Origin of the sequence: Streptomyces fagopyri, assembly GCF_009498275.1 — a bacterium.
In the GTDB taxonomy this organism is placed as follows: Bacteria; Actinomycetota; Actinomycetes; order Streptomycetales; family Streptomycetaceae; genus Streptomyces; species Streptomyces fagopyri.
The window spans coordinates 6,990,326-7,013,862 of record NZ_CP045643.1 but is presented as its reverse complement, the minus strand read 5'-3'; the positions used below and the strand labels follow the sequence as shown (position 1 = coordinate 7,013,862).

The window sequence follows — 23,537 nt, the reverse complement described above, 5'->3', positions numbered from 1 at the left end:
CGAGGGCCTTTATACGATCGATATCCCATCCACAGGGGACACTTGCGCCGACTCATTGCCGGCGAATGACACGTCCTTGACCGTCCCTTGAACCGGTTCCCTTGAGGTCGCGGCGGCGGACGCTGTCATCGAGTTCGGCGCCACCATGGGCGTCACGGTGTCCGCCTCTGTCGCCGGGACAGCGGCGGGCACCCTGGTCGCGGCCACCTTCGGGGGGATCGAGTCGGTCACCGGGCGGCCCTTCGCCGGTCGTTCTCGTCATCGACCAGCGTGTACCCGCTCCCGCCCGCCGCGTCCACGGCGGCCTGGACGGTGGTGTGGCCGCCGCGGCCGCCGGGGTCCACGTACAGCGTGCGCGCGGTGAGGCGGGCGGAGGGCGAACCGTGGCATCCGAACGGTGACCGGGTCGCCGCGCGGGCGGGTGCCGCGAGCGCCGGAGCCAGTTCGGCTCCGATGCCCGCGGCGACGAACGCCCCTCGGCCGAGCGGGACTTCGGTCATGATCAGCAGACCTTGCCGGCGCCCGCGCGGTGGTCCACGATCGCCGGCACCGCCCGTGGCCGATCGACGTGGGTCCGCAGGGTCGGTGTCCAGCCGGCCCCGGACCGCAGTGTCTCGGCCGGGATCTCCGCGTTGTGCACGGCGATCAGGTCCGTCGCCACCCCGTTGACGTAGTTGTCCGCGGCGGTGAGCGGCGCCTCCTTCCACTTCTTCAGGACGGTCGCCGCGCTGATACCGCTCGGCAGGGTGAACGCGTTGTGCTCGGCGACGAGTTGGGACTCCATGCCGATGCCGTAGCTGTAGGAGAAGCCGTCGCCCGCGACGAAGTGGTTGTTGTACGAGTCCACCTGGCCGAAGCGGACGCGCGGCGCGCGCTCGAGCAGGTTCGAGAACAGGTTGTGGTGGAAGGTCACCTTGAGGTGACCCCGGTCGTCCGCGGCGGTGGCGGCGCTGTCGCTGTTGCCGATCAGGATCGTCTTGTCGTGGTCGGTGAACACGTTCCAGGAGGCGGTCACGTAGTCCGCGCCCCTGACGATGTCCAGTTCGCCGTCGTGCTGTTCGTAGATCCGGCCGAAGTACGTGGGCAGCGAGCTGTCGGGGTGGTCCCCGTCGGTGAAGGTGTTGTGGTCGAGCCAGACGTGGGTGGACCCGTAGACCACCGCGCTGTCGTACTCGGAGTTCCAGTTGCCGGCGGAGGTGTCGGTCGGGTCCCACTGCGGGAAGCAGTCGAGCGGGCTCTCGAAGGCCAGGTTGCGGACGATGACGTTGTCCACGGCCTTGATCTGGAGGCTCGCGCCCTTGAAGCCCGCGTTCCTGCCGACGCCGACGAGCGTGGTGTTCGCCGGGACGTCCGCCTTGACGGCGGTGTCCTGGCGGGCGGCGGAGGCGCGGCGCAGTCCTTCGGGGCTGTCGTCCGGCTCGGCGTCCAGGTTGGTGCCGTATCCCCAGTTCTCCGGCGCGTACTTGCGCAGATAGGCGTCGAAGTCGTAGCCCGGGGCTGCGAAGGCGTCGCAGCCCCCGGCGCCGGCGTCGATGGTGCCCTTCACTCTGATGATCTTCGGAGCGGTGGAGCCGTTCCTCAGCGCCGCCTTGAACCCGGCCCAGGTGGTGACGGTGTAGACGTGGGCGGCGTCGGCGGCCGCGCCGCCGGTGGTGCCGGTGCCGGCGGAGCCCCAGCCGTCGCCGGCCGGGAGGGTCTGGCGGCCGGGGTCGCGGGGCCGGGCCTGGGCCTGGGCGGTGGTGCCGGTGGCGGCCAGGACCAGGGCGGTGCATCCGACCAGCGACATCATGACGCGCGCATGACATTTCTTGGTGTTCATGGTGCGGCTCTCTTTCCATCGGGTCGAGGGTTCGGGGTGAGCGGGGTGGGGCGCGTGGCCCCTGCCGAACGGGAGGCGCGGACATCGCGGGCGCGGGGAACCGCGCGGCCGGCCCCCACCGGCCCGCGGTCGCCCCGCGCTCTCCCCGCCACCGCGGCCGGCCGGGTTCTCAGTGGTTCCGCTTCCAGTCCGCCTGCGCCTTGTCGAGCTGGTCGGCCAGGGTGTCCAGGAAGTCCTTCGCGCTCATCTTCCCGAGCAGCAGCCTCTGGAAGTTGGGCTCGTTGTCGGCCTTGGAGATGGTGTTCCAGTCGGGCAGGTAGTAAGGCAGCTGCACGATCTTGGTGTCGGCGCCGTTGAGCGCCTCCGCGGCGAGCTTGGTCGGCTCGGCCCGCTGGATCCAGGCGTCCTTGGCGGCTTCGGTGTTCGCCGGGACCTGGCCCGCGGACTCGTTGAACTTCGAGTTCTCCGCGGCCGAGACGGCGAACTCGATGAACTTCCAGGCCGCCGACTTGTTCTTGCTGGACTTGAAGAGGCTCAGCCCGTCGACCGGGTTGGACACCTGCACCCGCGTGCCGTCGTCCCGCGTCGGGTTCGGGATGCCCCTGAACTTCTCCGCGCCCAGCGCCTTCAGATGATCCTGGTAGGAGCCGAGGTTGTGACTCAGCATGCCGATGCTGCCGCTGTCCCACTGGGCGACCATCTTGGCGAAGTCGTTGTTGACGTCGGCGGACGGGGTGTCCTTCTTGTACAGGGCGATGTACTTCTCCAGGGCCGCCACGTTCTTCGGGTCGTTGACGGTGGTCCTGTCGCCGTTCCAGAACGAGGTGAGGCCGGTCTGCCCGTACACCGCGTCCAGGGCCGGCGCGATGGCCCCCTCCCCGCCCCGGATGGTGAACCCGAACCGGTTCCCGCCCTTGTCGGTCAGCTTGTCGGCGGCCTCGTAGAACTTCGCCCAGGTGGTCGGCGCGTCCAGGCCGGCCGCCTTGAAGAGGTCGGTGCGGTACCAGAGCGTGCCGTTGTTCGCGGAGGTCGGCACCTGGTACAGCTTGCCCGCGCCGCCCGCGGCCCGGCTGACGTCGAGCAGGTTCTGGCTCAGCCTCCCGTTCAGCGGGCTCTTCTCCAGGCGGCTGTCCAGCGGGTCCAGCGCTCCCTGGACCGCGACCTCGGCGAGCATCGCGGTGCCCACTCCACCGACGTCGGGCAGACCGCCGCCCTGGATGGCGGTGTCGTACTTCGACTGGGCGCTCGCCGCGGGGACGCCCACGTAGTCGACCTTGATGTCCGGGTACTTCTTCTCGAAGTCCGCGATGATCTGCTTCCAGATGTCGGTGCGGACACCGCCGTTGTTGTCCCAGAAGGTGATCCGGCCCTTGCCCGAGCCCTCGTCGCCCTTGTCCCCCGCCGCCCCGCCGCCGTTGTCACCGCAGGCGGTGGCGGTGAGAGCGAGCACGGAACCCAGGGCGACGGCCAGTGCGCAACGCCTGGTCCCGTGGATGCTGATCTTCATTGGCCGGCTCTCTTCCTCTGGTTCCAACAGGGTTTTGGGGTCTGATCGGTCACGGTCGTCCGGTGCCGGGGGCACCGGCTCCGGACGTCCGGCACGCGGCTTCGGAAAGCGCTTGCTCAACAGGTGCGGCACTGCGGCTCCCAACCGGCTCACTGGTGATGGACGACCCTCAGGGGGTCGCGGTGATACGGAACTGCGTGAACGAGGCCGCGCCGGCGTGTCCCGCGCCGGCGGGGGCCAGCGCGAACAGCCCGAGCAGCGCGCCCACCCAGCGCCACGGGGTGGCGGCGAAGACCTGGCCGGAGGACACCCGGCCGCCGCCGACGTCGTACGAGAAGCGGCAGCGCGCCCCCGCGCCGATCTCGATCCACAGCCGGGCCCGCCCCTCGGGCGCCTCCCGGGAGACGGCGGCGTCGCGCTCCCTCCCCCACCGTCCCGAAGACGAGGCGGGTGCTCCCGTCACGGCGGACTCGGCGAACCGGTGTACGAGCAGTACCGATCCGTCGGGGTGGCGCTGGAGCCCGATCCAGCTGAACGCGTCCCCGAGCACGGCGAATCCCGCCCGCGCGCCGGGCTCCTCGCTGTCGAGCCGCAGTTCCACCTCGGCGGTGGCGGCGATCCCCGGCAGCCGCTGGGTCAGGACGTGCGGCAGCCTGCGCAGATCGTCCGCGTGCGCCGTCCGTAGGCAGGTCAGACGCAGCCCGTCGGAGGAGTGCTGGGTGGCCCAGCCGTCCTGACGGTTGGCGGTCCACTGCCACTGCCGCCCGAACCGGCCGCCGGGGAAGTCGTCGTCGGTGGCCGGTGCCGAGCGCGGCTGCCGCGGCAGATCGGGCTTCCGGTGCACCGCGACGGGGGCGCCCTCGTCACCGAGCACCGGCCAGCCGTCCGGCCCGCCCCAGCGCATCGGCTGGAGGTGCACGACCCTCCCGTACGGACCGCGGTGCTGGAAGTGCGCGAACCAGTCCTCACCGGCCGCCGTACGCACCCAGCCGCCCTGGTGCGGGCCGTTGACCTCCGTCTCCCCCTGCTCCAGCACCACCCGCTCCTCGTACGGGCCGAAGAAGCCGCGCGAGCGGAAGGCGCCCTGCCAGCCGGTCTCCACTCCCCCGGCGGGCGCGAAGATCCAGAACCAGCCGTCGTGCCGGTGGACCTTGGGCCCTTCGAGGGTGAACCAGCCGGGAATCCGGTCCCCGTCGACGATCACCTCGCCCTCGTCGAGCACTCCGGTGCCGTCGGGCCGCATCCGGTGCCCGGTGAGCCGGTTCTTCACACCCGAACGGGATCCGGCCCAGGCGTGCACGAGGTAGGCCTCGCCGGTCTCCTCGTCCCACAGCGGGCAGGCGTCGATCAGTCCCTTGCCCTCCTCGACCAGGTGCGGGCGGGTCCAAGGGCCCCGGATCTCCGGGGCGTTGACCTGGAAGACACCGTGGTCGGGGTCGCCCCAGAAGATCCAGAAGCGGTCGTCGTGATGACGCAGGGACGGTGCCCACACCCCGCGGTCGTGCTGGGGCCGGCTGAACTCCCGCACGGGTTCGAGGCGTTGCAGGGCGTGCCCGACGAGTGTCCAGTTGACCAGGTCGCGGGAGTGCAGCAGCGGCAGACCCGGCACCCGGCCGAAGCTGGAGGCCGTGAGGTAGAAGTCGTCCCCGACACACAGCAGATCGGGGTCGGACCAGTCGGCGTCGAGGACGGGGTTGCGATAGGTGCCGTCGCCGAGGTCGGAGGAGGGAAGGGCCATCAGGGGTGCACCGCCCCGCGGACGAGCGCGGCGGCCTCGCTCCGGCCGAGGGTGCCGTCCGCGACGACGGTCACGACCCTGCGTACGACGGTGTCCCCCGGCCCGATGGGCAGCCGCTCGGTGTGCGCGAGGCTGGAGCCGACGCCCGGGTACTGGGCGGCGCGCACGAACCACGGGTCCTGGCGGGTCCGTTCGGTGGCCCCCGCGAAGACCAGGGTCCAGCCGGCGCCCGCGAGCGCCAGCCAGTCGGCGCGAGTGCCGTGCACCGCCTCCTCGCCCTCGGTGTCGGCGGTGAAGACTCGCGGTGCCGCGGGCTCCTTGCGGGCCCGCCAGAAGAAGCCGCCGTAGGCGGCGCCCGGCCGCCCGTTGGTGGCCGGGCTGCCGAGGGAGAGGGGTTTCGGGGTCGTGTTCGTGAGCGAGAAGGTGAGGTCCAGCGCCCAGGCGGAGTCGGTGAGCCGGGTCGCGGCGACGGTCCGGCGCTCACGCAGCAGCTCACCGACCGCGGCCACCCAGCGCAGCTCCGCCACGAAACCGTCCGGGCCGATCGACCGGAAGCCGGAGTGCCGCTGCGCGCCGTGGTCGGCCGGTTCGGTGGGCCCCTGGCCGCGCACATAGGTGCGCCCGCCCCAGAAGTTGCGCCCCTCGACGTCGGGAACGGCGACACCGACGCCGAGGTGATGGAGGTGGTCGGCGGGGCTGAACTCGGTGACCGCCGTGCCGGAAAGGGTGGTGACCGGGTGGAGGTACGGGCGCGGGGAGAGCCGGGGGGACAGCTCCGGGCGGGTGTGGTAGCGGCCTACCGGGCGGCCGGCGACACGCAGGACCGGCGACTCGTCGTGGGGTGTGGTGTTCATCCGGTGCTCACCTCGTTCGGGGACGCCCAGGAGGCGCCCAGTTCGGAGTAGAGGGCGAGGGAGTCGGCCGCCGCCGCGACGAGCCCGTCGATGCCGCGCACGATCCGGCGGTTCTCCGCGGGGACCGCCTCCCAGGCGTCCGCGGGCAGCGCGACGGGATCGGGCGCCAGCCGGATCGCCTCGACGACCCGCATGAAGGCGCCCGTCGACTCCGGTGCGACCAGCAGCTCGGTGCCGTCGGTCAGATGCGCGACCAGGTTCTCCAGCAGGTCCGTGCGGCCGTACTCGATCTCCTGCGGGCCGTGCCCGGACCGCTGGACGAGCACGCGGTCGAGCTTGTACCAGAAGGTGATCCGGCCCCCGCTGCCGTGCACCAGGACGTACGGCTCGCCGGGCCGCTCGGCGCAGAGCGTGACGGCGACGGCGACCCGCCCCCGGGGGGTGGTGACGCGTACGCAGGAGGTGTCGTCGGACTCGATGTCGTTGGCGCGCAGCAGCTCGGTCTCGATCGTGCCGACGTCCTCGGCGCGGGTGGCGCCGTGCAGCGCGAGGGCGGTGACGACGGCGTGCGCGAGGGGGTTGGTGAGGGCCCCGTCGATCACGTCCACGCCGTCGAGGCGGCGCTTGCCCGCCCATGCCGCCCTGCGGTAGTAGGCCTCGTCGCGCGCCAAGGCGCCCGCCGCGCCGATCCCGGTGACCGTGCCGAGTACGCCCGACGCGATCATGTCCCGGATCGCCGGCAGGGCGTGCGAGCCGAGTGACTGGAAGCCGATCTGGCAGGCGACGCCGGCCGCCGCGACCCCGTCGGCCATCCGCCGGAACTCGGCGTACGAGGGCGCGGGGGGCTTCTCCAGCAGCAGGTGCGCGCCCTTGCCCGCGGCGACGAGCGCAAGGTCGGTGTGGGTCGGGATGGGCGTGCAGATCACCGCGATCGCGGCGCCGGTGGAGTCGAGCAGTGCCCCGAGGTCGGCGGACTGCTCGGGAGGCCGCTCCACGGGGTTTCCGGGTCCGTCGAAGTCCCCGAAGTGCTCGCGGAGTTCGGCCGTCGTGAGGGGGCTCAGCTCGCAGATGCCCGCCAGCCGCACGAGCCCCTTGTCCTGGAGCCGGCGGATGTTCCGCAGATGCCGCCGGCCGTGGCCGCGCGCCCCCGCGAGGACGACCGGCAGCGGGAGTCCCCCGCCCGGCGCGTTCGGCCCGCTCATCCCTTCACCGCCCCCGCGCTGAAGCCAGTGATCAGCCACTTCTGGATGAAGGCGAAGACGACGACGACGGGGATCGCGGCGATGATGCCGCCCGCGGCGAGCGCGCCGAGGTCGACGCTGTCGGCGCTCATCAGGGTGTTGAGGCCGACCGGGATCGTCTGCTTGCCCTGGTCGCTGAGGAACATCAGGGCGAACAGGAAGTGGTTCCAGGCGTGCACGAAGGCGAAGGAGCCTACGGCGATCAACCCCGGGCGCAGCAGCGGGAGTACGACGATCCGGAAGGAGGTGAAGCGGCCGCAGCCGTCGACCCAGGCGGCCTCTTCCAGGGAGTACGGGACGTTCCTGATGAACCCGCTGATGAGGATCATCGACAGCGGCAGCTGGAACACCGTCTCGGCGATGACGACGCTGCCCAGCGAGTTGATCATCCGGAGTCTGGCGAAGATCTGGAAGAGCGGTACCAGCAGCAGCGCGCCCGGCACGAACTGCGAGCACAGCAGCGCCAGCATGAAGCCCCGTTTGCTCCTGAAGTCGAAGCGGGCCAGGGCGTATCCGCCGGCCAGGGCGACCACGGTCGTCATGACGAGCGTGGCGACGGCGATGAGCACGCTGTTCTGGAAGTAGGTCCCGAAACTGCGCTCGGTCCACACCTTGTCGAAGTGCTCGAAGGTCATGGGCCACGGCACCAGCGAGGTGGAGCCTGCCGGGCGGAGCGCGAAGAGCAGGATCCAGTAGAAGGGGATCAGGGTGAAGAGGAGATAGACGCCGAGCGGGAGGTAGATGTGCCACCGCGGCACCTCGTCCCAGGCGCGGCGCTTCGCGCCCGGACGCCGCCGGGGTCGTTCGGCCGCCGGGGCGGGTGCCGCGGGGGCGCTGACGGTGACGTCCTCGGTGATCACTTGTCCCCGCCTCCGAACTTGCTCAGCCGCAGATGGACGATCGAGCAGAAGAGCAGAATCACGAACGCGACCGTGGTGAGGGCGGACGCGTAGCCGAAGTTGTGCGCGTCGACGCTGGTGTTGGCGATGTAGAGCGGAAGGGTGGTCGTCTCGCCCGCGGGTCCGCCACCGGTCAGGGTGTAGAGCAGGTCGACGTTGTTGAACTCCCAGACCGCGCGCAGCAGGGTGGACAGGACGATGGCGTCCTTCAGGTGCGGAAGGGTGATGTGCAGGAACTGCCGGAGGCGGCTCGCGCCGTCCACCTCGGCGGCCTCGTACAGGTCCTTGGAGACGGACTGGAGGTCGGCGAGGATGAGGATCGCGAAGAAGGGCACTCCGCGCCACAGGTCGGCGACGACGGCCGCCGGGAAGACGGTGGAGGTGTCCGACAGCCAGCTGGTGCCGTACTGGCCGATGCCGGCGTCCGCGAGGTAAGGGGTGATGCCGGTCTGGGAGTTGTAGAGCAGTACCCAGATCGCGGAGGTCAGCACTCCGGAGACGGCCCACGGCGAGAAGACCAGCGCCCGGCCGGCCGCGCGGCCCACGAAGGTCTGGTTGACGATCAGGGCCAACGCGAGGCCGAGCAGCAGTTGCAGACCGACCTCGACGACCACCCACTTGGCGCTGAAGGTCAGCGTGTCCCAGAACTGGGGGTCGGCGGTGAAGGCGTGCGCGAAGTTGTCGAAGCCGGCGAACCCGTTGCGCCACGGCTTGGTGGGGTTGTAGTTCTGCAGGCTGTAGTAGAAGACGCTGATGACCGGGTAGGCGATGAAGCCCAGCATCAGCAGCCCCGCGGGGGCGATCAGCAGGTACGGGAGCCTGCGGGGCGTCGCCGAGCCGCGGCGCCACCGGGGCGGCGCGGGCTGTTTCGCCACGGCTGCGGCTTGGGCCATGACTGTTCTCCGTTCTTACGGGTGCCGTGGAACGATTGCTGTCGGTGACGGTGCCGGTGCCGGTGGCACAGGAAGCGCTTGCTACATGTGCAGGGGTGAACGCGGCCCGGAAGTGTCGTCGGGGGCGGCCTGGGGCGCGGTCCTCGCGGACCGCCCTCACCCGGCGTAGGGATCCGGTACTTTGCCCGGCCGGGCCAGGAACGCGAAGTCGCAGCCGGTGTCGGCCTGGGTGATCTGCTCGTTGTAGAGCGCCCCGTAGCCGCGCTCGTACCGTTCGGGCGGCGCCGTCCACAGCGCTCTGCGCCGCTCCAGCTCCTCGTCGTCCACGTCGAGCCGCAGCGATCGCGCCTCGACGTCCAGGGTGATCGAGTCGCCGGTCCGCACCAGGGCGAGCGGCCCGCCGATGTGCGACTCGGGCGCCACGTGCAGCACACAGGTGCCGTAACTCGTGCCGCTCATCCGGGCATCGGAGATCCGGACCATGTCCCGTACGCCCTGCTTCAGCAGGTGGTCGGGGATGGGCAGCATGCCGTACTCGGGCATCCCCGGGCCGCCCTTGGGCCCGGAGCCGCGCAGCACCAGCACGCTGTCCGCCGTGATGCCGAGGGACGGGTCGTCGATGGTCCGCTGCATCGTCCGGTAGTCGTCGAAGACGACCGCCGGCCCGGTGTGCCTGAGCAGCCGCGGTTCGGCGGCGATGTGCTTGATGACGGCGCCGTCGGGGCAGAGGTTGCCGCGCAGGACGGCGACACCGCCCTCGGCGGCGACGGGGTTCTCCCGGGTGCGGATGACGTCGTCGTTGTGCACCCGGGCGGTGGCCAGCTGCTCGCGCAGGGTGTCGTACGACACCGTCGGCCGGTCCAGGTGCAGCAGGTCCGTGATCCGGGACAGGAATCCGGGCAGACCGCCGGCGAAGTGGAAGTCCTCCATCAGGTGGGTCCGGCCGCCGGGCCGTACGTCGGCGAGCACCGGCACGGTCCGCGCGGTCCGGTCGAAGTCGTCGAGCGTGAGGGTGACGCCCGCCCGGCCGGCCATGGCGATCAGGTGGATGACGGCGTTGGTGGAGCCGCCGAGTCCGAGGACGGTCGTCACGGCGTCCGCGAAGGCCTCCTCGGTGAGGATGTCGGACAACTTGCGGTCCTGGTGCACGAGTTCGACGATCCGCAGGCCCGCGGCGGCCGCCATCCGGTCATGGCCGGAGTCGACGGCCGGGATGCTGGAGGCACCCGGGATCGTCACTCCGAGCGCCTCGGCGGCGGCGGTGAGCGTGGACGCCGTCCCCATGGTCATGCAGTGACCCGGGGACCGCGCGAGCCCGCTCTCCAGTTCGGTCATCTCGCAGTCGCCGATGAGTCCGGCGCGCCTGTCGTCCCAGTACTTCCACATGTCGGTTCCGGAGCCGAGGACCTCGTCGCGCCAGTGACCGGGCAGCATCGGCCCGGCGGGCACGAAGACGGTCGGCAGGTCGACGGAGGCCGCGCCCATCAGCAGGGCGGGCGTGGACTTGTCGCAGCCGCCCATCAGCACCGCGCCGTCCACGGGGTAGGAGCGCAGCAGCTCCTCCGTCTCCATGGCCAGGAGGTTGCGGTAGAGCATCGGGGTCGGCTTCTGGAAGGTCTCGCTGAGGGTGGAGACCGGGAATTCCAGCGGGAAGCCCCCGGCCTGCCAGACGCCCCGCTTCACGGCCTGCGCCCGGTCCCGGAGGTGGACGTGGCACGGGTTGATGTCGGACCAGGTGTTCAGGATCGCGATGACCGGCTTGCCGAGGTGCTCCTCGGGCAGATAGCCGAGCTGGCGGGTCCTGGCCCGGTGGCTGAAGGAGCGCAGCCCGTCGGTGCCGTACCACTGGTGGCTCCTGAGGTCCTCCGGGCGCCTCGTCTCCCGTCCCGCGCTCACAGGGGCCATCCCGCGGCGATGGCGGCGACTTCCGACCGCTCGGACTCGGACAGCTCCCTGCTCGGCGGGCGCACCTCGCGACGGCACAGACCGAGTGAGGCGAGCGCCTCCTTGACCACGGTCACGTTGTTCGCGGAGGCGTCGGCGGCGCGCAGTTCCTCGAAGCGGCGGATCTGCTCCCAGACCTTCATGGCGGCCGGGTAGTCGCCGGCGCGGAGCGCCTCGATCATGGTGAGTGAGAGCGACGGGGCGACGTTCACCAGCCCGGAGGTGAAGCCGGTGGCACCCGCCGAGAAGTACGAGGGCGCGTAGGGTTCGGCGAGCCCCGCCACCCACACGAACCGTTCGAGTCCCGCGTCCCGGGCGAAGGCGGCGAAGCAGGCGGCGTCCGGGACGGCGTACTTGACGCCGATCACGTTCGGGCAGGCGTCGGCGAGTTCGGCGAGCCGGGCCCCCGGGAGCCCGGGGTTGCGGACGTAGGGCACGACGCCCAGCTCCGGCACGGACTCGGCGACGGCCCGGTGGTAGTCGAGCCAGCCGCCCTCCGAGACGTACGGATGGACGGGCTGATGGACCATCACCATCCCCGCCCCCAGCGTGCGGGCGTGTCGGGCGGAGGCGACGGCGGTCGGTACGTCGTGCCCGACGCCGACCAGAACGGCGGCCCGGTCGTCGGCCTCCTCGACGGTCAACTCCGTGACGAGTTGCCGCTCTTCGGGGGTCAGGGCGTAGAACTCACCGGTGTTGCCGTTGGGCGTGAGGGTGCGGACCCCGCCGTCGAGCAGCCGGCGCAGCAGGGCGCGGTGGGTGTCGCGGTCGATCGTCCCGTCCTGCGCGAAGGGGGTCACGGGGATCGCCACGACCTCGGCGAGCGCCGCCCGCAGGGTCTCGTACGTCGCCGTCATTCCGGTCCGTCCTCTCCCTGGGCCGGAGGGAAGGCCCGCCGCACGAACGACGTGATGTGGGCGTGCAGCGCGCGGGCCGCGCCGTCGGCGTCGCCGTCGAGGGCCAGGCGCAGGATCTCCCGGTGCTCGCCCGCCTCGCGCTCCCAGGACGGGTCGGCGGCCCAGGCGACCGTGGAGACCAGGGCGGCCTGGTCGCGGACCTCGTCGAGCATGCGGCCCAGCAGCGGGTTGCCGCAGGACACGTACAGGGCGCGGTGGAACTCCCGGTTGGCCAGGGAGCGTTCGGCCGTGTCGGAGGCGTCGTCGGCACGGGTGAGCGCGTCCCGCGCGGCGGCGAGCGAGGCTCCGCGAAGGACGGACCGGCGCAGCGCCTCCGGCTCCAGCAGCAGCCGGACGTCGTACACCTCACGCGCCATGTCCGCGTCCACCATGCGCACCGTGACGCCCTTGTACTGGTTCATCACGACGAGTCCGGTGCCGGCCAGGGTCTTGAGCGCCTCGCGCACGGGCGTCTTCGACACCCCGAACTGCGCGGCGAGCTCGCTCTCGACCAGGGCCTGACCAGGCGTCAACTGCCCGGTGAGGATGCGGTGTTTGATCCCCTCCTGCACGAACTGCGTGCGGGACGGTATCGGTGTGGGCACAGAGGTCATGCGCGCCTCTCGGATCTCACGGATCGGATCTCACGTATCGCGTCTCATATATGACGTATGAAGTACGACGCGATGAACGTAGGAGCGCGCTCGTGTTTCGTCAACGCCTCCGGCGAAAGAAAAGGGAGACGAATCGCGGAAGGGCCCCGTCCGAAGCCCTCCACGAGGCTTCGGACGGGGCCCTGGGTCCCAGGAAGTACTAGGACTTCCAGCCGGGGTCGCGCCCGCTGAGGGCGATCACACGGTCGAGCAGCGGCGCGTCGTCCGGCACTTGCACCACGGGGCCGAACGGGCCTTTGTCCCGGCCGGGATCCTGGGCGGCCGCGGCGAGGAAGCCGTACGACGCGTGCAGCGCGGCCGCGTCGGGCTCGTACTCCTGGCCGGTGGCGCGGGCCAGGTCCCAGCCGTGCACGACCAGTTCGTCGGCGGCCACCGCGCCCGCGACGGCGCCCGGCAGGGTCACGCCGCCCGCTCGGGTCTCCCCCGTCCAGGCGGCCGGGTCGCGCCAGACCTCCGCGAGTTCGTCGAGGGCCTCGGGCACGGTCTCACGCCAGCCGGGGGCGATGTCCGGCACCGCCGCGTCCGGGCTCGTGTCGGTCCTGGCGCCCAGGTTCTTGCGCCCGGCGTCGCAGAAGGCGACGGCCAGTCCGCCCACGTGCCCGAGCATGTGGCGCACCTCGTACGCAGGACAGGGCGTGACGTCGTGGAGCTGCCGCTCCGTCACCCCCGCGACGAGCCGCGCCACGATCAGGGCCTGCGGCCCGAGGTCGAGAGTCGGGTCGGTCATCCGCTGCTCCTCAGTTCCGAATCCTCACAGGGTCCACTCGTGGGGTAGACCGGGGCCGCGTCAGGAACTCATCGGTGCGGCGCCCCGGGGCGGGCGGAAGGGGCGGGGTGCGGGCGGCGGGGGTGCGGGCCGCGGCCGAAGGGGCGGTGCGAGGAAGGACGGTCACACAAAGGGCTCCCAGCCCGGCACCGGCCGGTGAGCCGCGCCCCGCGCCACGCGGCAGGTGTTGCGGGAGCCCTCCCGTATAGGGCACCTGCCCGATCCCCGCCGGCCCTCCTTAGGACCACGATCACCTGCCATGACATGGACAGTGACGCGTGTGCTGCGCGACCGCGACGCGGGCCTCTACCTGGCCGCGGTGGTGGTCTCCGGTTTCGGCTCGTCGGCGATGTGGCTGGTGTCGGGCATCTGGGTCAAGGACCTGACGGGCTCGAACGGTCTGGCGGCCCTGTGCGTGTTCGCGCTCTGGGCACCCACACTCGTCGGCCCCCTCCTCGGCACGCTCGCGGACCGCACCCGCCGCCGGCCCCTGCTGATCGGCACGAACCTGGCTCTGGCGGTGCTCCTGCCGGCTCTCCTCGCCGTGGACGCCCCGGACCGGCTGTGGATCCTGTTCGCGGTGCTCCTGGTCTACGGCGCGGCGGGTGCCGTCCACGACGCCGCGGAGTCCGCGCTGGTGGCCGCGGTGGTCGACCGGAACCTCCTCGGGGACTTCAACGGGCTGCGGATGACGGCCAACGAGGGCATGAAGCTGCTGGCGCCGCCGGCCGGGGCGGCCCTGTACACGGCGTACGGCGGCGCGCGGGTGGCTCTCCTGGACGCGGTGACGTTCGCGCTGGCGGCCGGGGTGTGCGCGCTGCTGCGGGTCCGGGAGTCGCCGCCCGCCCCGGACCCCGCGACCTGGCGGGCCCGGACGGTGGTCGGCGCGCGGTACGTCCTGGGGCACCCGGAACTCCGGCCGCTGGTCCTCGCCGGCGGTACGACGATGTTCTTCGCGGGTCTCAACGGCGCCGTGATCTACGCCGTCGTCGAGGGGCTGAGGCACTCCCCCGCGTACGCCGGGCTCCTCTACGCCGTCCAGGGCCTCGGGTCGGTACTGATCGGCCTGGTCTCGGGCCCGCTGCTGCGGCGGTGGGGGGAGCGTCGCTTCGCCGCGTACGGGATCGCCCTGACGGCGGTGGGCGTCGGCGCGCGTGCGGTGACGTCCGACGCGGTCGCCCTGGTGTGCAGTGCCGCGATCGGGGCCGGGCTTCCGTGTGTGCTGATCGCCGCGTACACCGCTGTGCAGCGGAGGACTCCGGGGCCGCTGCTCGGGCGTACCGCCGCCACCGCGAACACCCTGATGTTCGCGCCGAACGCGCTCGGGCTGGCGGTCGGTGCGGGGGTTGTCGACCTCGTCGACCACCGCCTCCTGCTCCCCGTACTGGCCCTCGCCCTTCTCCTGGCTCTCCGTCCTCTCCTGACCAGGCGCTGAACCGCCGTGCCGACGCCGCCCCGCGCCGCACCCGAACAACCGCCGGACACCGGCCCGCGCCGCACCCGAACAACCGCCGGACGCCCCCCGCCGTACACGGGGAGCCCCCTCAGCTCACGCTCCTCAGTGCCCCCCGCACCGCCTCCAGATCCCCCTCCGAAGCCAACCCCGCGTGATACAGCCGCAGTTCCCCCGCTCCCAGCGAAGCCGCCCGCGCCGCGTCGTCCGCGAGGGTGTCCGGGCTGCCCCCCATACCGGACACGACCGTGAAGTTGGCGGCCAGTACGGCCCCGTCACGCCCCTGTCGCGCGAACGGTGCCAGCGGCTCCGTGCCGCCCGTGCAGGGCACCACCACCCCGTCCGCCACCGAGAGGATGTGCGCGGGATCGACCCCGGCGTTCGCCCCGCAGTGGAACGACTCGGGGTCGGCGTGCAGCAGCACCTGGAACCCGTCGGGCGCGGCCGCCCGTACCGCCGTGACCGTGGTCTCCTGGAGCGAGCGGGCCACTCCGTCGCGCCACGCCCGGGTGGCGCCCGCCACCTCGCTCCCGAGCAGCTTCTCGATCGCCGGCCAGCCCCCGTCCGACGGCACGGCCCCCCGCCAGACGGGCTCCAGTGCCTCCCGGACGGTGGCCGCCGCCTCGCCGGCGTCGAGCCCGTGCCCGGCGTACCCGTCCCGGCACGCCGGGCAGAAGCAGAGGGACATCAGATACTGCCCGGCGTCCCCGAGCCCCACTCCGCCGGTCTTGTCGTGCGCGTGCAGGTGCGCCAGCCCGTACCAGCCGAGCGACTCCAGCTCGGTGCCCCGCGCCCCGGGCCGCACCGCCGCCTCCACCGCGAGATCGACGAGGTACTCCCGTGTGCCGGCCTGCGCGACGCACGGCGCCCACCCGTACCGGTCGCCGTACGCGTTGACGACGGACGTGTCCGGATGCTCGGCCCCCAGACGGGAGTTGTGCGCGAGGACCACCCAGGTGTGGACGTCGAGACCGGCCTCGGCGAGCGCGGCGGCGGCGGTCCCGTACGCGTCCCCTGGCGCCCAGTCCCCGGCCTCGTACGGCCGCAGCGCGCGCCCGTCCCAGCGGGTGCCGTCCACCGGGTACAGGACGGCCGCGTGCGACGCCGTCACGACGCGGTGACGGGGGTGACGGGGGGTCAGCGCGCGGGTGGAGTGGTAGGCGGAGGCGAGCGTCGCCTGCCGCACCCCGAGTCCGGCGATCCGCCCGGCCGCCTCCGGGTCCCCGACGACGTCCCACGGGTAGACGAAGGCCGACGCCTTCACAGGGACTCCCCCTCGGCCGGCTCCAGCAGCGCGTACCCGCGCTCGACCAGCTCGGCGAGCTGCTTCACATGGTCCTCGGTCGGCTCGTGCAGCGGTGGCCGCACCTCCCCCACGTCCAGTCCGCGCAGCCGCACCCCCGCCTTGACCAGCGACACGGCGTAACCCCGCCCCTGGGACCGCAGATCGACGAACGGCCGGTAGAACCCGTCCAGCAGCCGGTTCACCATGTCGTCGGACCCGGCGTTCAACGCGGCGTGGAAGGCCAGCGCGATCTCGGGCGCGAAGCAGAAGACCGCGGACGAGTACAGGGTGATGCCGATGCCCCGGTACGCGAGCCCCGTCAGTTCGGCGGTGGGCAGCCCGTTGAAGTACAGGAAGTCCCCGGGGACCTCGCTGCGCACCGCGCTGACGATCCGCTGCATCAGGTCCAGGTCGCCCAGGCCGTCCTTGAAGCCGATGATCCCCTCGCTCCGGGCCAGTTCGACCACGGTCGCGGGCGTGAACACGGCGTTGTCGCGCTGGTACACCACGACATCCAGCGAGGTGGCGGCCGCCAGCTCCCGGTAGTGGCGCAGCAGCCCCTCCTGTCCCGCGACCACGAGGTACGGCGGCATCGCGAGCAGTCCGTCGGCCCCGGCCTCCTCGGCGAGCCGCGCGAACCGTACGGCGAGCGCGGTCCCGTACCCCGCGCCCGCGACGACCGGCACCCGTCCCGCCGCCTCCTCCACGGCCACCCGCACGCACTCCTGGAACTCCTCGGGCGCGAGCGCGTGGAACTCGCCGGTGCCGCAGCAGGCGAAGACCGCGGCCGCCCCGGCCTCGACACCGCGCCGTACGTGCTCGCGGTAGACGTCCAGATCGAGGGCGCCGCCCGGGCCGTACGCCGTGACGGGGAAGAACAGCGGCCCGCTGGGGATGCTGAGCCGAGCGGCAAGGGGGGCTGACGTCACGGACTCTCCCTGAGGCAGGTGCTCACGCACACAACAGCCGGTGCATGTTTCTGATCCACGTCCATATTTCTGAACGCGACCACGCTAAAGCGCTACCTCGGGGCCGGTCAAGCACGCAAACCCGCAACACGGCAGCGGATTGACCGCCTCCGCGCGACACTTGACTCGGCAGGCCGACGATCCTTAGCGTGTCCATGGATGTGAATTCCGTACAAGCATACGGCCGCCCGTGCAGCCCTGAGGAGAGACACCCGCATGCCCGCTGCCCGCACCGTTCTGCTCACCGGCGCCGCCGGCGGACTCGGCACCCTGATGCGGAGGCTGCTGCCCGAGCACGGCCACCGGCTGCGCCTGCTCGATCTGCTCCCGGTCGAGGGCGAGCCGGACGCGATCACCGCGGACCTGGCCGACCGGGCCGCACTGCGCGAGGCGGTACGCGGGGTCGACGCGATCATCCACCTCGCCGGCATCTCCCTGGAAGCCTCCTTCGACAAGATCCTCAAGGCGAACATCGAGGGGACCCACCACCTGTACGAGGCGGCACGCGAGGAAGGCGTACGGCGGGTCGTCTTCGCCTCCTCCAACCACGCGGTCGGCTTCACCCCGCGCCCGCACGGGCGGGCCCCGTTCGGCGAGGACTCCCTGATCCCCGTCGACACCCCCCGCCGGCCGGACACCTTCTACGGCCTGTCGAAGTCCTTCGGCGAGGACCTGGCCCAGTTCTACTGGGACAAGCACGGCCTGGAGACGGTCTCGGTCCGCATCGGCTCCTGCTTCGCGGAGCCCACCAGCGTGCGCATGCTCTCCGTATGGATGAGTCCCGGGGACGGCGCCCGCCTCTTCCACGCGGCGCTCACCGCCGAGAACGTGGGCCACACGGTCGTCTACGGCTCGTCCGCCAACACCCGTCTGTGGTGGGACCTGTCGACGGCACGGGCACTGGGCTACGAGCCGCAGGACGACTCCGAGCCGTACGCCGGGAAGCTCATCGCCGAGCAGGGCGAGCTCGACCCGGACAATCCGGACCACGCCCACCTGGGCGGCCACTTCACCACCCACCCGCCGATCTGGCCGTACTGACGGCGCGACACGGGCACGACGGAGCGGGCGGGCACCGAACGGGCCCGCCCGCCGCCGTGTTCGGGCACGAACCCTGCCCGATCCCACCCCCGCGACCGCTCCGCCCCAGGTCCGGCGCGCTCCCCGGCGCCGCCGAACGGGCACAGCCGGGCATCATCGGGCGTGCAACAGGCCTGGTCAGTGCCGCGCGCCCCCTGTAGAACTTCCCCCAAGGCCCGACCGGGCCCGAACGGGCAGCGAGGACAGGACGCGGGAAGCGGGTGCCGGCCATGAGCGCGGAAGAACGTCAGCGGGAGATCGTCCGGGCCGCCCGCCGTACCGGGTCGGTCGACGTCACCGCGCTCGCCGCCGAACTGGGCGTCGCCAAGGAGACCGTACGACGCGACCTGCGCGCCCTGGAGGACCACGGCCTGGTACGCCGTACCCACGGCGGCGCCTATCCCGTCGAGAGCGCCGGATTCGAGACGACGCTCGCCTTCCGCGCCACCAGCCACGTACCCGAGAAGCGGCGGATCGCGGCCGCCGCGGCCGAACTGCTCGGGGACGCCGAGACGGTCTTCGTCGACGAGGGCTTCACCCCCCAGCTCATCGCCGAGGCGCTGCCCCACGACCGGCCGCTGACCGTGGTCACCGCGTCCCTCGCCACGGCGGGCGCGCTCGCCGAGGCCGACAACACCAGCGTCCTGCTGCTCGGCGGCCGGGTACGCCCCGGCACCCTCGCCACCGTGGACCACTGGACGACGAAGATGCTCGCCGGCTTCGTCATCGACCTGGCCTACATCGGCGCCAACGGCATCTCCCGCGAACACGGCCTCACCACCCCCGACCCGGCGGTCAGCGAGGTCAAGGCACAGGCGATCCGGGCCTCCCGGCGCACGGTGTTCGCCGGCGTGCACACCAAGTTCGGGGCGGTCAGCTTCTGCCGCTTCGCGGAGATCACCGCCCTGGAGACGATCGTCACGAGCACCCTGCTCCCGACGGCCGAGGCCCACCGCTACTCCTTGCAGGGACCCCAGGTCATACGCGTCTGAGAACCGAATCCAGCCCCCGCACACCCGTCCGACACCCCCGCACCCGTTCCCGTCCCCCACCCCCGTCCCCGCGCTTCCCCCTCACCCCCACCCGCCCCACCCCCATCTCCAGTCACCCTTCCCGGGGCCCCCACACCCGGCAACACCCCATATCTCCCTATAAGTCCAGGAGTGATCCATGCGAACCCCGAGCCGACGGAGGCCGCGCGCGCTGTTCGCCGCGGTCGCCGCAGGGACGCTGCTCACCCCGCTGCTCTCCGGGTGTTGGACCGGAGCGGGCGGGGCGGGCTCCGGCGGCGACTCCATCAACGTCCTGATGGTCAACAACCCGCAGATGGTCGAGCTGCAGAAACTCACCAAGGCCCACTTCACCAAGGACACCGGCATCAAGGTGAACTTCACCGTGCTGCCGGAGAACGACGTCCGCGACAAGATCAGCCAGGACTTCGCCAACCAGGCGGGCCAGTACGACGTGGCCACCCTGTCCAACTACGAGATACCGATCTACGCCAGGAACGGCTGGCTGCACGAGATGGACTCCTACGTCCGCCCGGACAGCGGCTACGACGAGCAGGACATCCTCGCGCCCATGCGGCAGTCCCTGACGGCCGACGACGGCAAGCTCTACGGGCAGCCCTTCTACGGCGAGTCGTCCTTCCTGATGTACCGCAAGGACGTGTTCGCCGCGAAGGGCCTGACCATGCCCCCGCATCCCACCTGGGACCAGGTGGGACAGCTGGCCGCCGAGGCCGACGGCGCCGAGTCCGGCATGAAGGGCATCTGCCTGCGCGGCCTGCCCGGCTGGGGTGAGCTGATGGCCCCGCTGACGACCGTCGTGAACACCTTCGGCGGCACCTGGTTCGACAAGGACTGGAAGGCGCGCCTCGACTCCCCCGAGTTCGTGAAGGCGACGAAGTTCTACGTGGACCTCGTCCGCGAGCACGGCGAGTCCGGCGCCGCCCAGTCCGGCTTCGCCGAGTGCCTCAACAACATCACCCAGGGCAAGGTCGCCATGTGGTACGACGCCACCTCCGCGGCCGGATCCCTGGAGGCGTCCGACTCCCCCGTCAAGGGCAAGATGGGCTACGTACCGGCACCCGTGGAGAAGACCGAGTCCTCCGGCTGGCTCTACACCTGGGCCTGGGGCCTGCAGAAGGCCTCCCACAACTCCGACAAGGCCTGGAAGTTCATCTCCTGGGCCTCGAGCAAGCAGTACGAACAGCTGGTCGGGGACACCATCGGCTGGTCCAACGTGCCGGCCGGCAAACGCGCCTCGACCTACACCAACGCCGCGTACACCAAAGAGGCCTCGGCCTTCCAGGAGATGACCCGCGCGGCCATCGAGGGCGCCCGTCCCCGCGACCCGGGAGTGCAGCCGCGCCCCGCGCCCGGCATCCAGTTCGTCGGCATCCCCGAGTTCACCGATCTCGGCACCAAGGTCTCGCAGGAGATCAGCGCGGCCATCGCCGGGCGCCAGTCCGTCGACTCGGCCCTGAAGAAGTCCCAGAAACTCGCCGAGAAGATCTCCAAGGAGTACGAGGGACGATGACCGCCACGACGACAGCCCCCCTGGCCACCACTCCCGTCCGCGCCGCCCGGCCACCCTCCGGACGCCTGCGCGCCTGGGCCACCCGTGCCCCGCTGCTCCCCGCCCTGATCTTCATGATCGCCGTGACCCAGCTCCCGTTCGTGGCCACGCTGGTGATCTCCTTCTTCGACTGGAACTCCCTCTACCCGAAGGCCCGTCACTTCACCGGCCTGTCCAACTACTCGGACGTGCTCACCGATCCCGACCTGCGCCACTCGGTCTGGACGACGATCCTCCTGACGGCGGCCGTGGTCCTGGTCAGCCTGCTCCTCGGCCTCGCCCTCGCACTGCTCCTGGACCGCAGGTTCCGCGGGCGGGGGGTGGTGCGCACGCTCCTGATCGCACCGTTCCTGGTGGTCCCGGTCGCCGCGGCCCTGCTCTGGAAACATGTGCTCTACAACCCCGAATACGGCCTTCTCAACGGTCTGCTGCACTATGTGGGCGGCCCCCAGCCGGACTGGATCTCCAACACCCCGCTGCTGGCCGTCGAGGCCTCCCTCGTCTGGCAGTGGACGCCGTTCATGATGCTGATCCTGCTGGCGGGCCTGCAGAGCCGCGACCAGCAGCAGATCGAGGCCGCCCGGGTGGACGGCGCGAGCGACTGGCAGGTCTTCCGCCACCTCACGCTCCCGCACCTGCGCCGCTACCTCGAACTCGGCGCCCTGCTGGGCTCGATCTACATCGTCCAGAACTTCGACGCCGTCTTCACGATCACCTCCGGCGGCCTCGGCACCGCCAACCTGCCCTACACCGTCTACCAGAGCTTCTACCAGGCCCATGAGAACGGTCTGGCCTCGGCCGCCGGGGTCCTGGTCGTCTTCGGCTCGATCATCATCGCGACCTTCGCGCTGCGCGTGGTCTCGTCCCTGTTCCGCGAGGAGGTGTCCCGCGCATGAGCACCACCACGATCCGCGTACGTCCCCGGCGCACCCGGGGAACGGGCCTGGGCCTGCTGGCCTGGGTACTCGGTGTGCTGTTCTTCCTGCCCATCGCCTGGATGGCCCTGACGTCGTTCCACTCGGAGGCGGACGCGGCGACCAACCCGCCGTCCTTCGGCGCCGCCCTCACCCTCGACGGCTACCGCGACTTCTTCGGCACCGGCGGCGGCGCGAGCCCCTGGCCGGCACTGGCCAACTCGCTGGTGGCCTCCGTGGCCTCCACCCTCTTCGTCCTGCTGCTCGCCCTCCCCGCGGCGTACGCGCTCTCGGTCCGGCCGGTGAAGAAGTGGACCGACGTCCTGTTCTTCTTCCTGTCGACGAAGATGCTGCCGGTGGTGGCGGGCCTGCTGCCCATCTACCTGTTCGCGAAGAACACCGGGACGCTCGACAACATCTGGCTCCTGGTCATCCTCTACACCTCCATGAACCTGCCGATCGCGGTGTGGATGATGCAGTCGTTCCTCGCCGAGGTGCCGGTGGCGGTGATCGAGGCGGCCCAGATCGACGGCGCGCGACTGCCCACGATCCTGGCCCGGGTCGTGGCCCCCATCGCCCTGCCGGGCATCGCCGCCACGGCCCTCATCTGCTTCATCTTCAGCTGGAACGAACTTTTGTTCGCCCGGGTCCTCACGGGCGTGGTCGCGGAGACCGCTCCCGTCTTCCTGACCGGCTTCATCACCAGCCAGGGCCTCTTCCTGGCCAAGGTGTGCGCCGCGTCGCTCGTCATCTCCCTGCCGGTGCTCGCCGCGGGGTTCGCCGCCCAGGACAAACTGGTCCAGGGCCTGTCACTGGGAGCCGTGAAATGAAGGCCGCCGTCATCGAGTCCGTGGGCCGCGCCGTCGTCACCGAGGTCCCGGACCCGACGCCCGGCCCGCGCGAGGTCGTCGTCGAGGTCGCGGCGTGCGGACTGTGCGGCACGGACCTGCACATCCTCCAGGGCGAGTTCGCGCCGAAGCTGCCGATCGTGCCGGGCCACGAGTTCGCCGGCACGGTGGTCGGCGTGGGCACCCAGGTCACGGAGATCTCGGTCGGCGACCGGGTGGCGGTGGACCCCTCGCTCCACTGCCACGAGTGCCGGTACTGCCGTACGGGCCACAACAACCTCTGCGAGCGGTGGGCCGCGATCGGTGTCACCACGGCGGGCGGCGCCGCGCAGTACGCGACCGCTCCCGTGGCCAACTGCGTCAAGCTCCCCGATCACGTCCGCACCCAGGACGCGGCGCTCGTCGAACCGCTCTCCTGCGCGGTGCGCGGCTACGACGTGCTCAACTCCCGCCTGGGGGCCCATGTCCTGATCTACGGCTCCGGGACGATGGGCCTGATGATGCTGGAACTGGCGAAGCGGACGGGGGCGGCGAGCGTGGACGTGGTCGACGTGAACGCCCAGCGGCTCGCCACGGCCCGGTTGCTGGGGGCGTCGGCCTCGGCGGCGAACGCGGACGAGCTGGACCGGCCGCGGGGGTGGGACGTGGTGATCGACGCGACGGGGAACGCGGCGGCGATCCAGGACGGCCTGGACCGGGTCGCCAAGGCCGGCACCTTCCTCCAGTTCGGTGTCGCCGACTACGCGACGCGGGTCTCGATCGACCCGTACCGCATCTACAACCAGGAGATCACCATCACCGGCTCCATGGCCGTCCTGCACAGCTTCGAACGGGCGGCCGAGCTTTTTGCCGGGGGTGTCCTCGATCCGGACGTCTTCATCAGTGACCGCATCCCGCTGACGGACTATCCCCAGGCGCTGGAACAGTTCGCCGCGGGGGTGGGCAGGAAGATCGTCGTGGTCCCGTAGCCTCCCTCGCTCCCGCGGCCCCTACCCGGCCCATCCCCGGGGCTCCGCCCCGGACCCCGCCACGGGCGCCGCGCCCCCTGGACCCCCGCCGTCGCCCGAAAGGCTGGTCCTCAAACGCCGGCGCGGGGGTCCGGGGGCGGCAGCCCCCAGAGACGGTATGGGTCATGGGTAGGGGCGGCGGGGGGCGAAAAAGGGCCGTGCCGGCGGCCC

At 71.6% G+C, this 23,537-nt stretch carries 21 protein-coding genes; 7 read left to right on the top strand and 14 right to left on the bottom strand.

Annotated elements, in window-relative coordinates; translation table 11 throughout:
• Positions 1–227 precede the first annotated feature (227 nt).
• The 12 genes from GFH48_RS30280 to GFH48_RS30225 all read right to left on the bottom strand — a co-directional run bounded on the left by GFH48_RS30280 (position 228) and on the right by GFH48_RS30225 (position 13,192).
• Complete coding sequence (locus GFH48_RS30280; protein WP_407698674.1) at positions 228–500, bottom strand: hypothetical protein; 273 nt, start codon at positions 498–500, stop codon at positions 228–230.
• Positions 501–502: 2 nt separating this feature from the next.
• Positions 503–1,819 (bottom strand): pectate lyase family protein, encoded by a 1,317-nt coding sequence (locus tag GFH48_RS30275; protein ID WP_153291279.1) that lies wholly within the window; start codon positions 1,817–1,819, stop codon positions 503–505.
• 169 nt (positions 1,820–1,988) lie between these two features.
• Entirely contained in the window at positions 1,989–3,326 is a 1,338-nt protein-coding gene (locus GFH48_RS30270; RefSeq protein ID WP_153291278.1) for an ABC transporter substrate-binding protein, read from the bottom strand.
• Positions 3,327–3,495: 169 nt separating this feature from the next.
• Positions 3,496–5,064: a glycoside hydrolase family 43 protein gene (locus GFH48_RS30265; RefSeq protein ID WP_153291277.1), complete on the bottom strand. Its 1,569-nt coding sequence runs from the start codon at positions 5,062–5,064 to the stop codon at positions 3,496–3,498.
• Positions 5,064–5,918 (bottom strand): DUF6807 domain-containing protein, encoded by an 855-nt coding sequence (locus GFH48_RS30260; protein ID WP_153291276.1) that lies wholly within the window; start codon positions 5,916–5,918, stop codon positions 5,064–5,066. The genes GFH48_RS30265 and GFH48_RS30260 overlap by 1 nt, the downstream gene beginning before the upstream one ends.
• The gene (locus GFH48_RS30255; protein WP_153291275.1) at positions 5,915–7,120 is read right to left on the bottom strand and encodes a Gfo/Idh/MocA family protein; all 1,206 of its coding nucleotides are present in this window, start codon (positions 7,118–7,120) and stop codon (positions 5,915–5,917) included. Before GFH48_RS30255 ends, GFH48_RS30260 begins: the two co-directional genes overlap by 4 nt.
• Positions 7,117–8,019, bottom strand: coding sequence for a carbohydrate ABC transporter permease (locus GFH48_RS30250; RefSeq protein ID WP_153291274.1), 903 nt, complete (start codon positions 8,017–8,019; stop codon positions 7,117–7,119). Before GFH48_RS30250 ends, GFH48_RS30255 begins: the two co-directional genes overlap by 4 nt.
• The gene (locus tag GFH48_RS30245; protein ID WP_153291273.1) at positions 8,016–8,951 is read right to left on the bottom strand and encodes a carbohydrate ABC transporter permease; all 936 of its coding nucleotides are present in this window, start codon (positions 8,949–8,951) and stop codon (positions 8,016–8,018) included. The genes GFH48_RS30250 and GFH48_RS30245 overlap by 4 nt, the downstream gene beginning before the upstream one ends.
• A 156-nt stretch (positions 8,952–9,107) precedes the next feature.
• Positions 9,108–10,856 carry an L-arabinonate dehydratase gene (gene araD / locus GFH48_RS30240; protein WP_153291272.1) on the bottom strand — a complete coding sequence of 583 codons (1,749 nt, stop codon included), beginning with the start codon at positions 10,854–10,856 and terminating at the stop codon, positions 9,108–9,110.
• Positions 10,844–11,752 carry a dihydrodipicolinate synthase family protein gene (locus tag GFH48_RS30235; protein WP_153291271.1) on the bottom strand — a complete coding sequence of 303 codons (909 nt, stop codon included), beginning with the start codon at positions 11,750–11,752 and terminating at the stop codon, positions 10,844–10,846. The genes araD and GFH48_RS30235 overlap by 13 nt, the downstream gene beginning before the upstream one ends.
• Positions 11,749–12,405: a GntR family transcriptional regulator gene (locus tag GFH48_RS30230; RefSeq protein ID WP_153291270.1), complete on the bottom strand. Its 657-nt coding sequence runs from the start codon at positions 12,403–12,405 to the stop codon at positions 11,749–11,751. Before GFH48_RS30230 ends, GFH48_RS30235 begins: the two co-directional genes overlap by 4 nt.
• Before the next feature lie 199 nt (positions 12,406–12,604).
• On the bottom strand, positions 12,605–13,192 hold the full coding sequence (locus tag GFH48_RS30225) for a TIGR03086 family metal-binding protein (RefSeq protein WP_153291269.1): 588 nt from the start codon (positions 13,190–13,192) through the stop codon (positions 12,605–12,607).
• Between the two features lie 298 nt (positions 13,193–13,490).
• Here GFH48_RS30225 and GFH48_RS30220 point away from each other — a divergent pair, with 298 nt between their 5' ends.
• On the top strand, positions 13,491–14,666 hold the full coding sequence (locus GFH48_RS30220) for an MFS transporter (RefSeq protein ID WP_153291268.1): 1,176 nt from the start codon (positions 13,491–13,493) through the stop codon (positions 14,664–14,666).
• A 109-nt stretch (positions 14,667–14,775) separates the two neighbouring features.
• Here the strand turns inward: GFH48_RS30220 and GFH48_RS30215 are convergent, their stop codons facing one another.
• Together GFH48_RS30215 and GFH48_RS30210 are read right to left on the bottom strand one after the other, a co-directional pair.
• Entirely contained in the window at positions 14,776–15,948 is a 1,173-nt protein-coding gene (locus GFH48_RS30215; protein ID WP_153291267.1) for a hypothetical protein, read from the bottom strand.
• Positions 15,945–16,898: a 5-dehydro-4-deoxyglucarate dehydratase gene (locus tag GFH48_RS30210; RefSeq protein ID WP_153291266.1), complete on the bottom strand. Its 954-nt coding sequence runs from the start codon at positions 16,896–16,898 to the stop codon at positions 15,945–15,947. Before GFH48_RS30210 ends, GFH48_RS30215 begins: the two co-directional genes overlap by 4 nt.
• A 255-nt stretch (positions 16,899–17,153) precedes the next feature.
• Here GFH48_RS30210 and GFH48_RS30205 point away from each other — a divergent pair, with 255 nt between their 5' ends.
• From GFH48_RS30205 to GFH48_RS30180, 6 genes are all read left to right on the top strand, one after another.
• Positions 17,154–17,978: an NAD-dependent epimerase/dehydratase family protein gene (locus GFH48_RS30205; protein WP_153291265.1), complete on the top strand. Its 825-nt coding sequence runs from the start codon at positions 17,154–17,156 to the stop codon at positions 17,976–17,978.
• A 269-nt stretch (positions 17,979–18,247) separates the two neighbouring features.
• On the top strand, positions 18,248–19,009 hold the full coding sequence (locus tag GFH48_RS30200; protein WP_194280720.1) for a DeoR/GlpR family DNA-binding transcription regulator: 762 nt from the start codon (positions 18,248–18,250) through the stop codon (positions 19,007–19,009).
• Positions 19,010–19,187: 178 nt separating this feature from the next.
• Entirely contained in the window at positions 19,188–20,558 is a 1,371-nt protein-coding gene (locus tag GFH48_RS30195; RefSeq protein ID WP_153291263.1) for an ABC transporter substrate-binding protein, read from the top strand.
• Entirely contained in the window at positions 20,555–21,493 is a 939-nt protein-coding gene (locus tag GFH48_RS30190) for a carbohydrate ABC transporter permease (protein ID WP_153291262.1), read from the top strand. Before GFH48_RS30195 ends, GFH48_RS30190 begins: the two co-directional genes overlap by 4 nt.
• Positions 21,490–22,341 carry a carbohydrate ABC transporter permease gene (locus GFH48_RS30185; protein WP_153291261.1) on the top strand — a complete coding sequence of 284 codons (852 nt, stop codon included), beginning with the start codon at positions 21,490–21,492 and terminating at the stop codon, positions 22,339–22,341. Before GFH48_RS30190 ends, GFH48_RS30185 begins: the two co-directional genes overlap by 4 nt.
• Positions 22,338–23,327, top strand: coding sequence for a zinc-dependent alcohol dehydrogenase family protein (locus GFH48_RS30180; RefSeq protein WP_153291260.1), 990 nt, complete (start codon positions 22,338–22,340; stop codon positions 23,325–23,327). The genes GFH48_RS30185 and GFH48_RS30180 overlap by 4 nt, the downstream gene beginning before the upstream one ends.
• Positions 23,328–23,537 lie beyond the last annotated feature (210 nt).

Bases quoted from the DNA above. Each gene is read 5' to 3' on its own strand.
- GFH48_RS30280 (WP_407698674.1), bottom strand. From the start codon at position 500: ATGACCGAAGTCCCGCTCGGCCGAGGGGCGTTCGTCGCCGCGGGCATC.
- GFH48_RS30230 (WP_153291270.1), bottom strand. From the start codon at position 12,405: ATGACCTCTGTGCCCACACCGATACCGTCCCGCACGCAGTTCGTGCAG.
- GFH48_RS30205 (WP_153291265.1), top strand. From the start codon at position 17,154: ATGCCCGCTGCCCGCACCGTTCTGCTCACCGGCGCCGCCGGCGGACTC.
- GFH48_RS30235 (WP_153291271.1), bottom strand. From the start codon at position 11,752: ATGACGGCGACGTACGAGACCCTGCGGGCGGCGCTCGCCGAGGTCGTG.
- GFH48_RS30270 (WP_153291278.1), bottom strand. From the start codon at position 3,326: ATGAAGATCAGCATCCACGGGACCAGGCGTTGCGCACTGGCCGTCGCC.
- GFH48_RS30200 (WP_194280720.1), top strand. From the start codon at position 18,248: ATGAGCGCGGAAGAACGTCAGCGGGAGATCGTCCGGGCCGCCCGCCGT.
- GFH48_RS30225 (WP_153291269.1), bottom strand. From the start codon at position 13,192: ATGACCGACCCGACTCTCGACCTCGGGCCGCAGGCCCTGATCGTGGCG.
- GFH48_RS30180 (WP_153291260.1), top strand. From the start codon at position 22,338: ATGAAGGCCGCCGTCATCGAGTCCGTGGGCCGCGCCGTCGTCACCGAG.
- GFH48_RS30255 (WP_153291275.1), bottom strand. From the start codon at position 7,120: ATGAGCGGGCCGAACGCGCCGGGCGGGGGACTCCCGCTGCCGGTCGTC.
- GFH48_RS30245 (WP_153291273.1), bottom strand. From the start codon at position 8,951: ATGGCCCAAGCCGCAGCCGTGGCGAAACAGCCCGCGCCGCCCCGGTGG.
- GFH48_RS30220 (WP_153291268.1), top strand. From the start codon at position 13,491: ATGACATGGACAGTGACGCGTGTGCTGCGCGACCGCGACGCGGGCCTC.
- GFH48_RS30195 (WP_153291263.1), top strand. From the start codon at position 19,188: ATGCGAACCCCGAGCCGACGGAGGCCGCGCGCGCTGTTCGCCGCGGTC.
- GFH48_RS30265 (WP_153291277.1), bottom strand. From the start codon at position 5,064: ATGGCCCTTCCCTCCTCCGACCTCGGCGACGGCACCTATCGCAACCCC.
- GFH48_RS30260 (WP_153291276.1), bottom strand. From the start codon at position 5,918: ATGAACACCACACCCCACGACGAGTCGCCGGTCCTGCGTGTCGCCGGC.
- araD (WP_153291272.1), bottom strand. From the start codon at position 10,856: ATGGCCCCTGTGAGCGCGGGACGGGAGACGAGGCGCCCGGAGGACCTC.
- GFH48_RS30190 (WP_153291262.1), top strand. From the start codon at position 20,555: ATGACCGCCACGACGACAGCCCCCCTGGCCACCACTCCCGTCCGCGCC.
- GFH48_RS30275 (WP_153291279.1), bottom strand. From the start codon at position 1,819: ATGAACACCAAGAAATGTCATGCGCGCGTCATGATGTCGCTGGTCGGA.
- GFH48_RS30185 (WP_153291261.1), top strand. From the start codon at position 21,490: ATGAGCACCACCACGATCCGCGTACGTCCCCGGCGCACCCGGGGAACG.